This window comes from Limnochorda pilosa (assembly GCF_001544015.1).
Classification (GTDB): Bacteria; Bacillota; Limnochordia; order Limnochordales; family Limnochordaceae; genus Limnochorda; species Limnochorda pilosa.
The window spans coordinates 777,764-791,223 of the sequence record NZ_AP014924.1; the positions used below are offsets into that span (position 1 = coordinate 777,764).

General features: G+C 72.1%; 14 protein-coding genes. 9 read left to right on the top strand and 5 right to left on the bottom strand.

Going from position 1 to position 13,460, the window contains the following annotated elements; genetic code table 11:
- Positions 1 to 57: 57 nt before the first annotated feature.
- A complete protein-coding gene (locus tag LIP_RS18805; RefSeq protein WP_068134419.1) occupies positions 58 to 741 on the bottom strand; it encodes a hypothetical protein in 684 nt (227 codons plus the stop codon).
- A 135-nt stretch (positions 742 to 876) separates the two neighbouring features.
- On the opposite strand from LIP_RS18805, the gene LIP_RS18810 reads away from it, so the two are divergent.
- Complete coding sequence (locus LIP_RS18810) at positions 877 to 1,413, top strand: VOC family protein (protein ID WP_158509541.1); 537 nt, start codon at positions 877 to 879, stop codon at positions 1,411 to 1,413.
- Between the two features lie 63 nt (positions 1,414 to 1,476).
- Here the strand turns inward: LIP_RS18810 and LIP_RS19940 are convergent, their stop codons facing one another.
- Positions 1,477 to 3,033 (bottom strand): tetratricopeptide repeat protein, encoded by a 1,557-nt coding sequence (locus LIP_RS19940; RefSeq protein ID WP_068134425.1) that lies wholly within the window; start codon positions 3,031 to 3,033, stop codon positions 1,477 to 1,479.
- Between the two features lie 526 nt (positions 3,034 to 3,559).
- On the opposite strand from LIP_RS19940, the gene LIP_RS03530 reads away from it, so the two are divergent.
- From LIP_RS03530 to LIP_RS03560, 7 genes are all read left to right on the top strand, one after another.
- Entirely contained in the window at positions 3,560 to 4,429 is an 870-nt protein-coding gene (locus tag LIP_RS03530) for an isocitrate lyase/PEP mutase family protein (protein ID WP_068141455.1), read from the top strand.
- Positions 4,430 to 4,474: 45 nt separating this feature from the next.
- Positions 4,475 to 5,350 carry a hypothetical protein gene (locus LIP_RS03535; RefSeq protein ID WP_068134427.1) on the top strand — a complete coding sequence of 292 codons (876 nt, stop codon included), beginning with the start codon at positions 4,475 to 4,477 and terminating at the stop codon, positions 5,348 to 5,350.
- Positions 5,351 to 5,402: 52 nt separating this feature from the next.
- A complete protein-coding gene (locus tag LIP_RS03540) occupies positions 5,403 to 6,074 on the top strand; it encodes a PPC domain-containing protein (protein ID WP_068134428.1) in 672 nt (223 codons plus the stop codon).
- Positions 6,075 to 6,082: 8 nt separating this feature from the next.
- Complete coding sequence (locus LIP_RS03545; RefSeq protein WP_068134430.1) at positions 6,083 to 7,219, top strand: S1 family peptidase; 1,137 nt, start codon at positions 6,083 to 6,085, stop codon at positions 7,217 to 7,219.
- Entirely contained in the window at positions 7,216 to 8,229 is a 1,014-nt protein-coding gene (locus LIP_RS03550; RefSeq protein WP_068134431.1) for a GNAT family N-acetyltransferase, read from the top strand. Before LIP_RS03545 ends, LIP_RS03550 begins: the two co-directional genes overlap by 4 nt.
- Positions 8,230 to 8,344: 115 nt before the next feature.
- On the top strand, positions 8,345 to 8,977 hold the full coding sequence (locus tag LIP_RS03555; RefSeq protein ID WP_068134434.1) for a nucleoside recognition domain-containing protein: 633 nt from the start codon (positions 8,345 to 8,347) through the stop codon (positions 8,975 to 8,977).
- Complete coding sequence (locus LIP_RS03560; RefSeq protein WP_198409696.1) at positions 8,962 to 9,471, top strand: spore maturation protein; 510 nt, start codon at positions 8,962 to 8,964, stop codon at positions 9,469 to 9,471. The genes LIP_RS03555 and LIP_RS03560 overlap by 16 nt, the downstream gene beginning before the upstream one ends.
- Here LIP_RS03560 and LIP_RS03565 read toward each other — a convergent pair.
- Positions 9,412 to 10,368 carry a DMT family transporter gene (locus LIP_RS03565; protein WP_068141457.1) on the bottom strand — a complete coding sequence of 319 codons (957 nt, stop codon included), beginning with the start codon at positions 10,366 to 10,368 and terminating at the stop codon, positions 9,412 to 9,414. The two genes, LIP_RS03560 and LIP_RS03565, sit on opposite strands and share 60 nt — an antisense overlap.
- 502 nt (positions 10,369 to 10,870) lie before the next feature.
- Between LIP_RS03565 and LIP_RS03570 the strand changes: the two genes are divergently transcribed.
- Entirely contained in the window at positions 10,871 to 12,244 is a 1,374-nt protein-coding gene (locus LIP_RS03570; protein ID WP_068134443.1) for an MmgE/PrpD family protein, read from the top strand.
- A 45-nt stretch (positions 12,245 to 12,289) separates the two neighbouring features.
- On the opposite strand, the gene LIP_RS18815 is transcribed toward LIP_RS03570, so the two are convergent.
- Together LIP_RS18815 and LIP_RS03575 are read right to left on the bottom strand one after the other, a co-directional pair.
- Entirely contained in the window at positions 12,290 to 12,457 is a 168-nt protein-coding gene (locus tag LIP_RS18815; RefSeq protein ID WP_158509542.1) for a hypothetical protein, read from the bottom strand.
- A gap of 291 nt (positions 12,458 to 12,748) precedes the next feature.
- On the bottom strand, positions 12,749 to 13,453 hold the full coding sequence (locus LIP_RS03575; RefSeq protein WP_068134446.1) for an ABC transporter ATP-binding protein: 705 nt from the start codon (positions 13,451 to 13,453) through the stop codon (positions 12,749 to 12,751).
- Between the last annotated feature and the right edge of the window lie 7 nt (positions 13,454 to 13,460).

The window sequence follows — 13,460 nt, forward strand, 5'->3', positions numbered from 1 at the left end:
AAACCAAAATATACGCCGGCACGAGATCCCGGCGAGAGCCCCATCGGGACACGGCGCTCAGCTCACGGACAGTCCGGCCTCGCGGCCTGCATCCCGAACCAACCCGACAAGCCGGCGCACCTCGTCTGCCGGCAAGGCGGCGATGGAGCGCGTGAGGTGCTCGGCCAGGGGTTCCACGTCGCTGTCCGTCTGGCCCACGAGCGCGCCCCCGAGGGCGGCGACAAAGGCCGTGAGCCCCACTCCGGGCGATTCCATCCCGGAGAGCAGCCTCGAGGCGAGCGTGGACGCGCCTCGCGCCTGGTTCCAGGCGGCCAGCAGGAGGAAGAGGGCTGCATGCGCGGCATAGGCCAGGCGGTCGTCCAAACCATCGATCTGGTTCCGCAGCTCCCGGAGCACGGAGGTAGGCGCTTCCTGGAACCGACGGGCCTGCGCCAGCAAGGTGGATCGGAGCGCGGTCCACTGGGTCCGGCTCGGCCCCCGACCGCCCCGTTCCGGCCAGGAGCGCAGGGCCTCGGGGGTGGGCGCGAAAGCCACGCGGCGGCGCCCGGGTCCGCCGGACCCCGGCTGGTAGACCGATTGCGCCAGGCCCTGGCGCATCAGGCTCCGGGCGATGTCATAGGCCGTCCAGCGGCTGACGCCCAGTGCACGGCCCAGCGCGTCATAAGGGACGGGTTCCCGGCTGCGCCGGTAGAGGGCGATCAACCTCTCCAGGAACTGGCGCTGGCGGTTGGTGGGGGGCATGCCCTCATCCCTTCCTACACCCTTAGGGTGGTCAACCATTCGTTCCCTCCGGCGAGCCCGTACCTCGAGGCACCCGGCGCGCTCTATGCCGACCGACCCCGCTCCGGCTGGTACGGACCAAACGGCCGCGTCCGCATGGGTACCCTGCCCCTGGACCTGGACGACCTGCTGGCGGTCGCGGCCGCCACGGAGGGGGGCGCGGACCCGGGCACGCGTGTGGGTCACGTGCACCTGAACGTGGCCGATCTCGAACGGAGCCGTCGCTTCTACTGCGACCTGCTGGGTTTCGACGTGATGCTCCGGTACGGACCGAGCGCCCTCTTCATCTCGGTAGGCGGCTACCACCACCATCTCGGGTTCAACACCTGGGAGGGCGAGGGGGCTCTCCAGCCGCCTGCGCGAAGCACGGGCCTCGTCTCCTACGTCCTCTGGGTGCCTCCCGAAGGGTTCGACTCCTTGGTGGACCGCCTCAAGGAGGCGGGCGCACCCTTCTCGACCGTAGACATCGGCCGGTTCGCCTCCAGTCCAGCCGACCCTCGCCGGCAGGGTACGTCCGCCGGGAACGGCGGGCCCGGGGCACGGGCTGGCGACCCGATGGTGGACGCAGGCGCGCGAGGAGTGGAGCTGACGGACCCCGACGGCATCGGGGTCGTGCTGGCGGTCCCCGCGTGAGCGCCTCGGCGCCCAGCGATGCCGGAGTCGAGACGGCGCACCCCTGGGCGAGAGCGACGTTCGCTATCGACATGCCCTGACCTCCCTGGGCAGAAATGCAACAGGCTCCTCTCGGGCCCCGAGCCGTCCGAACCCCAGCACTTGGAGGAAACGGAGACGCCCCACGGGACCCTCGGGCGGCGTGCGATCCCAGAACCAGGAGTCCTGCCGAAAACCGGGGTGGTGCTCTGCCAGCGCCTCCAGGGGCATGGCCCCGCCGGCCTGGGACACCTCCTCGAGCACGGCCCGTTCCGCCTTCGAGAGAGAGGCGAGCGTCTCGGGCAGGCGCTCTGCCGCCGTTCGGGCAAGGGCGTCTACCGTCGCGGCCCTTCCTGCAGGGGGAGGATCCTCCCGGTAGTGGCGCCAGACGGCCTGGAGGTTGTCCGGCGTCAGCACCCGCAGCAGCTCGCGCACCGGCGGCCTCTCGCCCCCCTCGGCCCGCAGGATGGCCCGCTCCAGCCGTTCCCGGCGCCGGTCCTGGTACACATGGAGGAGGCTCAGCACCTCCGACTCCTCCCGGCGCCGGTCGATCTCGGCCCGGGTGCGGCGGACCTCCTCCGCGTCCGGATCGATCCGGGCCGCCTCCTCCCATGCCGCAAGGGCCCGCCCGTGGTCTCCCGCACGGCTCCAGCCCTCGGCCTGCACCAGGTGGAAGAGCACCTGGAGCGGCTCGTCCAGGACCGCGACATCGAGCTGCTCCATCAGCGCCTCGGCCTGGCCCAGCTCCCCCCGCTCGGTGAGCACGCCGGCCAGGTTCAGGAGGACGCCGGGGTGATCCTGATGCGCCGCCGCTTCCTCAAGGAGCGCCTGGGCCTCTTCCAGCCGCCCCACGGACCGGTAGAGGTTCGACAGGTTGATGCGGCTGCCCACCGCGTCGGGCACCAGCTCCAGCACCCGCCGGTAGTGCGCCTCGGCCTCGGGGAGCCGGCCCGTGCGCGCCCACCGGTCCGCCTGCTGCCGAAGTTCCTCGGCCAGCCAGCGGCGCTGGAGGTGGACGAGCTTCTCGATCCGGCTGCTGCGAAGAGCCTCCAAGCCCGATGCGAACGGCTCGTAGCCCGCTGCAGGATGCCGCCCGAGCGCCTCCTCGAAGGCGCTGCCGTCCCGCCCCACCCGATGGGCGGCCAGGGCCAGGGTGCAGAGGGACTCGGGGCTCAGGTGGGCCGCCAGGGGCTGAAGGACGACGAAGAGGGCTTCCAGGCCGGCGTCGTGGTCCAGGAGCCCCAGCGCGCTCACCAGTTGGTCCGCGGCGGCCGGGTCGGGGGTTTCCCGCGTTGCGAGCTCCACGGCCCGATCCGCCTCGCGCCGGGCTTCCTCCTCCCGGCCCGCCTGGGCGATGAGGGCGACCAGGAGGGCCCTGGGGAAGAGGTACGCCGGGTGGCGGGCCAGGACCTCGCGCAGCTCGGCCTCGGCCTCTTGCAGCCGTCCTTGCATCCCCAGGCACGCGGCCAGGTTGGTGCGCACGGGCGCCGCCGCTGGATCCAGCCGAAGGGCCTCCCGAAGGAGCGCCTCCGCCTCGTCCGGCCGGCCCGTGTCCATGGCCTCCCGGGCGGCCGTGTCCAGGGCCTGGACCTCTTCCGGCACAGGGCCCGCTCCGGCGCGGCCCGGCGCGTTACCGCTGGGCCTCTCACCGTTCCCGGGTGTCCTCCGAGCTTGGCGTTCCACTGCCCCATCCCTCCGCTGGTCGTCTTCCATGTACCACGCCCTTTGCCCTGCCCCCGGACGGCGGGTGGGGGTTCGGCCGTCTGGCCCGCTGGTCCACGGGCAGGGATGAGGGGGACACTCCGACATCTGTGTGAAATGAACGTCCAGACGTGAACGTTTATCCCGCGTGCTCAGGGGACGCGAACTTGTTACAAAGCCCTTCAGGACGGGATCCGAGAAGCCACGCGTCCGGGCGTATGACGTTAACGTCTGCGCGTTAACTTCGCACGCGATGGAGAAGGGCGTGCCCCCTCCCCCCCGGCCCGCTTCGGCCCCGTTCTGGCGCCGCGTCGGCCCCTGCAGGGTCCCGGCCCGCCCGGGGCGAACCCCTCCGTCGAGCCCGGCGCGATGGCCGGCGCCGGCCGAAGCGCTCGCAAGCGAAGGAGGGCACCCGGTGTTGCAGTCCATGGCAGGGCCTGCCCGTCTCCGGGAGCTCCTGGTCCGGGATCGAATCCTGGTGGCCCCGGGGGTGTACGATGGGCTGTCGGCCCGGATCGCCGAGCAGGCGGGGTTCGAGGCGCTCTACGTCTCGGGCGGCGCCGTGGCCCGGAGCATGGGCGTTCCCGACGTGGGCCTGGTCTCACTCACCGAGACCGCCAAGCGCCTGGAGGAGATTCGGGAGGTCACGTCGCTCCCCCTGGTGGCCGATGCCGATACCGGATACGGGAACGAGATCAACGTGATCCGGACCATCCGGACGCTGGAGCGGGCGGGCGCCGCGGGCGTCCACCTGGAGGACCAGGTGACGCCCAAGAAGTGCGGGCACTATGAGGGCAAGGAAGTGGTGGAAGCCGAGGAGATGGTCCGCAAGATCCAGGCTGCCCTCGACGCCCGCCTGGACCCGGCCTTCGTGGTGATTGCCCGCACCGACGCCCGGGCCGTGCTGGGCCTCGACGAGGCCATCCGCCGGGGACGGCTCTATGCCGAGGTGGGGGCCGACATGATCTTCGTGGAGGCGCCCCGTTCCGAGGAGGAGCTGGAGCGGATCGGCCGGGAGCTGGCCGGCATACCGCTGCTGGTGAACATGTTCCACGGCGGCAAGACGCCACTGGTTCCCGCGGAGCGGCTGGAGGCCATGGGCTACCGGCTGATGATCGTTCCCTCGGACCTCCAGCGGGCGGCGATCCGGGGCATGCAACGGGCGGCGCGGATGCTCCGGGAGCGAGGCGATACGGGGCTCATGGCGGGCGAGATGGCGGGATTCAAGGAACGGGACGAGATCATCGGTCTCCCCGAGGTGCGGGAGCTGGAGGCGCGGTATCTGAGTCAGGGATGAACCGGGGACGGGGACCGCTGGGGATCGGCTCCGGGAGGGAGCTGGATGCAGGTGCGGACGGTCGAGATCAAAGGTCTGGAGGGACCTACGCAGGTTCGGCCACCGGCCCGCGGACGAGTCTTGGGGCGCTCCTGGCGGATCGGTTGGATGCCCTTCCTGCTGGCTGCGCTGGTGACCGGGATTCCGGTGACGGGGGCTGGCGGCTCCGAGTCCACGAGTTCCGTTACCGGTCCGGCCCTCGTCCCTTTCGCGTCGGCTCCCGCCGTGGTGGCCGGCCGGCTCGAGGAGCGTGATCTCCTGCTGCCCGACGGGCGCTTCGCCGACACCTACGACCTTCCCCTATCCCTGGGCGACAGGATCGAGCTTGGTCTGAGGCCCACAGGGTTCGACGGGGTGCTCCAGCTGCTGGATCCCCGGGGGGACGTGGTGGCCGAGGCCGACGACGGCGGCCCCGACGAGCCGGAGCGTCTGACCGCCCGAGCCGAGGAGGAGGGCCTGCACCGGGTGCGGGTCACCTCGTACCACGCGGGGGCGACGGGCCGGTACCGGTTGGAGGCGAGGGCGGAGCCGGGGCGGTGGCCTCCTGGGGAGAGCCGGACCGACGACAGCTGGCTCCGCACCGGAGAGACTGTGGAGGGCGAGCTGGGCCCGGGCGCGCCCGGGCTTGCAGGGGGCGGGTGGTACCGGGAGTATCGGCTCCAGGCCGAGGCTGGAGAAGCGATCTCCCTGCGGGTCGTGGCGGCCTTCGACCCCCTGGTCCTGGTGGTGGCCCCCTCAGGCGCGTGGGTCGGCCGCCTCGCGGGCGTAGCCGGACAGAGCTTCGTGCTCACGTGGAAGGCGGAGGAGTCCGGCGAGCACCGGGTGTGGGTGAGCAGCGGGCGGCCGGGGGCCAGCGGCGCCTACCGGCTGGAGCGGCGGTGAGTTGAGGATGCCACACGTGCGGAGAGGCGAATGGCTCCGAAGGGCTGTGTCGATGCTGCTGGTGGGAGCGTGCGCCGGCCTTCTGGGCTCCGCGCCCGTCGGGCTCGCCGCTGCCGCGGCCTCCGGCGCAGGCGATGCGCAGGCGGTTCCGGCTGGCGGCTCCGCCTCTTGGGAGGCCGGCGCAGCGGGTCCAGCGGACGAACTCGTTCCCGGCCGGTCCCTGGAGCGGGCCTTCACGGTGCAGGATCCGCGGCTGGACGACGACAGCCCCTTCCACGCATACTGGTTCGAGGCCCGGCGCGGCCAGCGGATCGAGCTGGTGATGCGCTCGGACGAGGTGGACCCGTACCTCTGGCTTTACGGTCCCGGCGGCGAGCTCCTGGCCGGGGACGACGACTCGGGGCCGGGGCCCTATGACGCGGCCATCCGCGCCCAGGCACCGCAGGACGGGACCTACCGCGTGCTGGCCAACACGGCCCTGGGGTGGCAGCGGGGACGCTACAGCCTTTCGCTGCGCCTGGAGGACCCGCCTGCGGGCGGCCCGCCCGGACGGGACGGCGCGGGGGCTGCCGGCGACGGCGCGGGGGCGGCCCTCCGGGCGAGGCCCCGGCTCCCGGCGGCCCTCGAGGAGTTGAGCAACCCGGTCTGGGGGGCGCACCCGGGACGCGGGGGCTGTCGGCGTCGGGCGAGCAGGGGCCCCAGGGCCCCGCGGTTCCCCCGGTAGAGGGCCAGTTGGAGCCGGGGGTGCGACGGGCGGGGGTGGTGGCGAACGACGACCTCCTCCGGTTCTGGCGGGTCGTGCTCCCCGAGGGGCAGGACCGTTTCGAGGTGGGCCTCTTCGACGCCGCCGGCCCCCTGGACCTGGTGGCCACCCCAGAGGTGCCCCTGGAGCCCGGTATGGGCGACTTCCCCTACAAGGCCATGACCGGCCGCGAAAACGAGCGGCTGGAGGTGCGCCTTCCGGCCGGTGCGCCCCGGCGGTGGCTGGTGGGCGTGGTGAACTGGGAGCCCACCTCGATCCGCTACGAGATCGAGCTCAGCTTCCGGCGCCCGCTTCCTCCGTACCCGGAGTACAAGCCGCCCCTGCCCCAGACGGTCGCCGCCCTCTCCCCCCTGGAGCGGGCCATCCGGGCGACGGTGCAGATCTCCACCCCGGAAGGGAGCGCCTCCGGCACCCTGGTGACGCCCGACGGCCTCATCCTCACCAGCTACCACGTGGTGGGCGAGTGCCGCTTCGCCGACGAGCTCTTCGGCTGCGAGGGCGGGCTGCTGCGGGACGAGTCGGGCAACCCGGTGGAGCTGATCGTCGGGCTTCCGCACGAGTCCCGGGGCGCAGCCACCCAGTACTTCGTGGCCGAGGTCCTGCACGCCCTGCCCCGCTACGACCTCGCCCTCCTGCAGATCACCCGGGACCTGAACGGCGTCCCCGCCCGCGGGCCCATCTTTCCCTGGATTCCCCTGGACCTGTCGCCGGGCGCCCTCCGGCTGGGGGACGAGGTGATGGTCATCGGCTACCCGGCCATCGCCCAGACGGCAGGCAGGATCCCCCTCAGCCTCACCCGGGGCGTGCTCTCGGGCTTCGCCGAGCACGAGGGCCGCCGGGTGCTGCTCCAGACCGACGCGGCCATCGAGTCGGGCCACTCGGGCGGTGCGCTCATCCGGCTGCCCGAAGCCCGGCTGGTGGGCATCCCGTCCGACACCCGCCTGGACTGGGACACCTTTGAGAAGCAGAACTACGCCCGCCCGGTCACGCTCCTGCCGGCCGACTGGGTGGAGACCCTGGCCCGCCGCGGCGCCATCCTGTACGGCGTACGCCCGGGACCCGACGGGGCGCGCACCGCGGAGGCGGATCGGGGGGTGGCTCGGTGAACGGCGAGGGCAAGATCTCAAGGGCCGGCGCGGATCAGGGAGACGGTGACCCTCGCGAGGTATCCGTCCGCCCCGCCGTCGCTGCGGACCGCGGCGCGGTGCTGGACTTCTGCGCGAACACCTGGCCGGGCGGAGACTACATCCCCTACGTGTGGGAGGACTGGCTCAACGACGCCCGGGGGCGCCTGCTGGCCGCAGACCTGGGCGGCCGCGCCGTGGGGATCGCCCACGTGCAGCGTCTGGCGGATGGCTCAGCATGGCTGGAAGGCCTGCGGGTGGACCCCGCCGTCCGCCGGAGGGGGATCGCCCGCCTGCTGACCCAGGCCTCGCTGGATGCGGCCCGGGAGCTGGCGGGGCGGGGCGCGATCGCTCGGCTCATGGTCTCCGAACGAAACGCCGTCTCCCGCCACCTGGTGGAGCGCTCCGGCTTCCGCCTGGAACGACGCAGCTGGTTGATGGAACGGGAAGCGGTGAACGATGGCGGTGCACCAGCGGACGAGCACAGCAGCGCGGCTGAGGCTGCCCGTGCCCTGGGGGCGCCCCGCCGGGAGGACGAGCCGCCGCAGGAGGACCCTCTGGCCGGGCTGGAGCTGGCCCGGGTCCCTGAGGCCGAGGCTGCGAGGCTGGCAGGGTTGCTGCGCGACGACCCCCCCGCCTCGCTTCTCCCCGTGCGGCCAGGGCTCGTCTGGGAGTGGGCCTGGGTCTCCCTCCACCCGGCCGGCCTGACGGACCTGGCCGGGCAGGGCGTGCTCTGGACGGCCCGACGCCGGGGGATGCTGGCTGCGGTGGCTGCCCTGGGACGGTCGGGTCCCGACGACGATCTGCTCCTGGCCCCTCTCGCCGGCACTGCGCTGCTCCTGGCGGCCCTGGCCAGAGGCTGGCCGGGCGCCGGGGCGCCGCAGTGGCTCAGCATCCTGGACACCCCGGAAGACGGCGAGCTTGCCCGCCGGGCCGGCTTCCACGCCGGCAACCGCTCCCACGGGCAGCTGATCTACGCGCAGGTCCTCTGAGTCGACGTTGCTCGCTGATCGACGCGGACCTCCGTCCCTCGGGGCGAAGGCGGCTCGGCTCCGCATGCCCCCAGGCCCCCCTGCATAAGATCGGGGCGCGGGAGGAGGCCGGGGCGTGGTCAACTGGCTCTGGGCGGCGATGGTCCTGTCCGGTTTCGCGATGGGCCTGGGGCGGGGAATGGGCGCGTCCCTCACCCAGACCTTCTTCACCCAGGCGGCGGCCGGCTTCCAGGCCGGGCTCCAGGTGATGATCTACATCATCCTCTGGTACGGCCTCAGCCGCATCGCGGAGCGTGCGGGCGTCCTCGACGTCCTGGCTCGCCTCATCGCGCCCCTGGTGCGGCCTTTCTTCCCCGAGGTCCCCAAGGGCCACCCTGCCTTCAGCCCCATGACCCTCAACCTGGCGGCCAACTTCCTGGGCCTGGCCAACGCCGCCACCCCCTTCGGCCTCAAGACCATGGAGGAGCTGAACCGCCTCAACCCGCGTCCCGGCGAGGCCACACCCGCCATGATCACCTTCCTGGCCATGAACAGCGCCGCCATCGGGCTCATACCCTCGACGGCCATCGCCCTGCGGGCCGCCGCGGGGGCGGCCAACCCGGCGGACATCGTGGTACCCTCCATCGTGGCCACGGCCATCCCGCTGGCCGTCGTCCTCGTCGTCGACTGGATCATCCGCCGGGGCGGAGTCCTCCGCCCGGCGCCGGCCTTGCGATGGAGAGGCGGGCGACCATGGCGGGCTGGGTGATCCCCATCCTGGTGAGCACGATCCTGATCGTTGGCCTGGCCCGGGGCGTGGACCTCCTGGACGCCTTCGTGGAGGGCGCCCTCGAAGGGGTGAAGCTGGGCGTCCGGATCCTGCCCTTCATCATGGCCATCTACGTGGGCGTGGGGCTCTTCCAGGCGGGCGGGGTGATGGACGTCGTCTCCCGCGCCCTGGGACCGCTGGCGAGGGCCCTGCGGCTGCCCGTGGAGCTCTTCCCCCTCATGCTCATCCGGCCCTTCTCGGGGGGCGCCGCGCTCGGCATCGTGGCCGACCTGCTGCGCCAGTACGGTCCCGACTCGCTGATCGGGCGAACCGCGTCCATCATGGAGGGTAGCTCGGAGACCACGTTCTACGTGCTCACGCTCTACCTGGGGGCGGTGGGGGTGAAGCGCTCCCGCTACGCCCTGCCGCTCTGCCTACTGGGGGACGTGGTGGGTTTCGTCGCCGCTGGCTGGGCGGGCCGCGCCTTCTTCTGACGAGCCCCGCGCCAGGAGGAGCCCGGTGCCCGCGACCAGGAGCACGCCCAGGAGGCGATCGGCCTGGACGGACTCCCCCAGAAACGCGATGCCCAGCAGCGTGGCCACCACGGGCTCCACCGTGGCCAGCATGCTGGCCGTGGGAGCGGGCAGCCCGCGCAGACCCTGCGTGTAAAGCAGGTACGCGCCCAGGGTGGGGACGAGCCCCAGGATCCCCAGGATCCCCCGGGCCTCCCCATGGGCGGCCAGGGGCTGCCACGGGGGCTCCGCCATGGCCAGCACCAGGGCGCCGAAGCCGAAGGCGTAGAAGACCGCCACCTCTGGGTCGTAGCGGCGCAGGGCCCGCTTGCCGAAGATGCTGTAGAGCCCGTAGGTCAGGCCGGACCCCAGGCCCAGGGCGACGGCCGCGACAGGGACGGATCCCGCGCCCGTCACCAGGGCCCGGAGCGCGCCGGTCACCAGGAAGACCCCGGCCAGAGCGAGGCCCAGGGCCGCCAGCTCCCGCCGCCCGGGCCGCGGGCCCCCCAGAATCCAGGTGAGGAGCACTACGAAGGCGGGAGCCGTGTAGAGCAGGGCGGCGGCCACCGAGACCGGCGCCCGCTCGATGGTGGCAAAGTAGAGCAGGTAGAAGAGGCCGATGCTGATCAGGCCGTAGGCCGCGAAGAAGGGAAGGTCGCGGGCCCGCACCCGCAGGCGGCCGGCGCGGGGCAACATCCACAGGGCCAGCCCGGCGAAGCCCACGGCCGCCCGGACGCTCACCACCTCCAGCGGCGACAGCCCGGCCTGGTAGAGGGTCTTGCCGAAGAGCCCAAGGGTGCCCCAGAGCGAGGCGCCCGCCACCACCAGCAGGGCGCCCCGTGCGAAGGCCTTTCGTGATTCCGTCGACTCGCTGGCCATGGCCACCTCCGCCAGCCACCTCCGCTTTCGCCTCCCCGTGGGCGGCGCTTGTGGTACGGCGAATTGTGATCATCTTCTTGTGCGCAGGTACAGGGAATTCCTGCCGCGAAACCCGATGAAAGGCGGCGGGGCGCCGGGGGCAGGGAAACAATGGGGAGAGTGGGACGGCGAACGAGCGGGCTTCGAGTGGAGACCGAGCGGAGACCGAGCGGAGACCGAGCGGAGACCGAGCCGCTCGTGCTCTTGCAAGATTAACGTCGTGGAGTTAACAAGATTCCCGGAGCGTTATCCGCCGGTTTTTCCCACAACGATGGGCTTTTCAGGACCGCGGAGGATCGCTTTCGGCGGCGGATAACGTTAACGTACGAGCGTTAATCTTACAACTACGCGTGCGCTGGGGTCCGGGCACCCCGTAGCCCGTCGCCGGCAGGGAAGCAGGCCCTGGGAGCGAAATGCCACCCTTGTGCCGAAACTGCGATTTCACCTCGAGGAGGACTTCCGAGTGCCCGACCTCTCGCAACGCCTCGCCCGCTACGTGGCTGACCTGAGCTTCGACGCCTTACCCGACGACGTCGTCTTCAAGGCCAAGCTGCGCGTCCTGGACGCGCTTGGGTGTGCGGTGGCAGCCTTCCATTCGGACACAGGACGGGCCGCCCGGGAGGTGGCCCGGGTACTGGGCGGCAACCCCCAGGCCGAGGTGGTGGGCGAGGGGCGCCGCACCTCCGCGGACCTGGCCGCCTTCGCCAACGGGGCCATGATCCGGTACCTGGACTGCAACGACACATACCTTTCCAAAGAGGCCTGCCACCCCAGCGACAACCTGGCGGCGGTGCTGGCCGCGGCCCAGGCGGGGGGGAAGGGCGGCAGGGAGCTCCTGGCGGGCCTGGTGGCCTCCTACGAGATACTGGCCCGCCTGGCCGACGCCTCCAGCATCCGCGACCGGGGCTGGGACCACGTGACCTACGGCGCCGTCTCGGCCGCCGCCGGCGCCGCCCGCGTGCTGGGGCTGGACGAGCGGGCCACGCGGGAGGCCATCGCCCTGGCAGCCACGCCCAACGTCGCGCTCCGCCAGACCCGGGTTGGGCAGCTCTCCATGTGGAAGGGCGCCGCCTTCGCCAACGCCAGCCGGAACGGCGTCTTCGCCGCCTACCTGGCCCGGGCGGGGATGACGGGGCCCGAGGAGGTCTTCGACGGGCCCCGGGGCTTCGTCCGTCAGGTATCGGGCCCGCTGGAGCTGCCGGCCTTCGGCGGCGAGGGTGCTTCCTTCAGGCTCCTGGACACGGACATCAAGCACTTCCCGGCCGAGTACCACTCGCAGGCGGCCATCGAAGCGATCCTGGCCGTCCGAGAGCGGATGCGGGCCGACGGGCTGGATGCCGGCTCCGTGGAGGAGATCGTCATCCGCACCTTCAAGGTGGCGGTGGAGATCATCGGCGGCGAGGAGGAGAAGTGGCACCCCACCACCCGGGAGACGGCGGACCACTCCATGCCCTACTGCGTGGCGGTGGCGCTGGTGGACGGGGACGTGACCCCGGCCAGCTTCGAGCCCGGCCGCATCCAGGACCCGGCGCTCCATGCGCTGATCCAGAAGATCCGGGTGGTGGAGGATCCGGCCTTCACCGCCGGCTACCCCGACGACATCCCCACCCAGATCGAGCTGACCGCCGCCGGCCGCACCTACACCGAGCGGGTGGACGCGCCCCTGGGCCACCACCACCACCAGATGGACCAGGCGGCGGTGGAGGCCAAGTTCCTCAGCCTCACCCGGCCGTACCTGCCCGAGGAGCGGGCCCGGGCCTTCTTCCGCCAGGTGGAGCGCCTGGAGGAGCTGGACGAGCTGGGGGCCCTGCTGGAGCCGCTGCGGCTGCAGGCGTAGGGGCGGAGCGGGTCGGGGGCGCGCCGCGGGACGGCGGCTCCGGTGTCACGGGACTGCCTCCGGGGAAGGCGCCCCCCGCAGGCGCTGGAGCTCCGGCTCGGCGACGAGCCTCAGCGATGCCAGCGCCAGCAGGGCGAGGACCCCTGCGACGTGCGACAGGGCCTTCTCGGTCGGAGGGCCCTGTCGGCTCTGGCCCCGGCCCATCTTGGTCACAGGTAGTCGTTCACCTTCCAGACGACCCCGTCAGCCAACGAGCAAGTCGACATGCTGCTTCCTTCCTCGCCGAAGCGGACGCACGCAGGCATTCGCAGGCCTTGAGCCACCGGCGGGACAAAGCGATCGTTCCTTGGCGTCATTGGATCGGTCGCCACCAGACTGCCCAGTTCAGGTTGCACGGCGTAGATGAACCCGTCGGCCGGGTTGAAATGCAGAGGTGGTGGCGCCACCGTTGGCGCGAGCTTCCCCCAGCCGGCGGGAACCCTACGGCGTTCTCTACTGACCTGGCTAGATCCCCAGGTACGCCGCCCGCACCCGCTCGTCGCCCAGGAGCTCCTGCCCGGGGCCCTGGAGGGTGATCCGCCCGTTCTCCAGGACGTAGGCGCGGTCGGCCACGGTCAGGGCCTGGTTGACGTTCTGCTCCACCAGCAGGACGGTGACCCCCTGGTCGCGGATCTCCTGGACGATGCGGAAGACCTCCCTCACCAGGATGGGGGCCAGGCCCAGGGAAGGCTCGTCCAGCATCAGGAGGCGGGGCCGGCTCATGAGTGCCCGGCCGATGGCGAGCATCTGCTGCTCCCCGCCCGAGAGCGAGCCCGCGAGCTGCCGGCGCCGCTCCTGAAGCCGGGGGAAGACCTGGTAGACGTGCTCCAAGGACTGCTGCCGGGCGGACCGGGCCCTGGACACGTAGGAGCCCGTGAGCAGGTTCTCCTCCACGGTCATGTCGGGGAAGAGCTGGCGTCCCTCGGGGATGTGGGCGAGGCCCAGGTCCGTCACCCGGTGGCCGGGGAGGGTGTGGATCGGCTCACCCTGGAAGCGGATCTGGCCCGTGCGGGGCCGGAGCAGCCCGCTCAGGGCCCGCAGGGTGGTGGTCTTGCCCGCCCCGTTCGCCCCCACCAGGGTCACCAGCTCGCCTTCGTCGACACGGAAGGAGACGTCCCAGAGGGCCTGCACTTGCCCGTAAAAAACATCGATGCCTTGGACTTCGAGCATCCGCCCA

Coding starts and splice junctions, on each gene's coding strand:
- LIP_RS18805 (WP_068134419.1), bottom strand. CDS start 741: ATGCCCCCCACCAACCGCCAGCGCCAGTTCCTGGAGAGGTTGATCGCC.
- LIP_RS18810 (WP_158509541.1), top strand. CDS start 877: ATGGGTACCCTGCCCCTGGACCTGGACGACCTGCTGGCGGTCGCGGCC.
- LIP_RS03530 (WP_068141455.1), top strand. CDS start 3,560: ATGGCAGGGCCTGCCCGTCTCCGGGAGCTCCTGGTCCGGGATCGAATC.
- LIP_RS03535 (WP_068134427.1), top strand. CDS start 4,475: ATGCAGGTGCGGACGGTCGAGATCAAAGGTCTGGAGGGACCTACGCAG.
- LIP_RS03540 (WP_068134428.1), top strand. CDS start 5,403: ATGCTGCTGGTGGGAGCGTGCGCCGGCCTTCTGGGCTCCGCGCCCGTC.
- LIP_RS03560 (WP_198409696.1), top strand. CDS start 8,962: ATGGCGGGCTGGGTGATCCCCATCCTGGTGAGCACGATCCTGATCGTT.
- LIP_RS03565 (WP_068141457.1), bottom strand. CDS start 10,368: ATGGCCAGCGAGTCGACGGAATCACGAAAGGCCTTCGCACGGGGCGCC.
- LIP_RS03575 (WP_068134446.1), bottom strand. CDS start 13,453: ATGCTCGAAGTCCAAGGCATCGATGTTTTTTACGGGCAAGTGCAGGCC.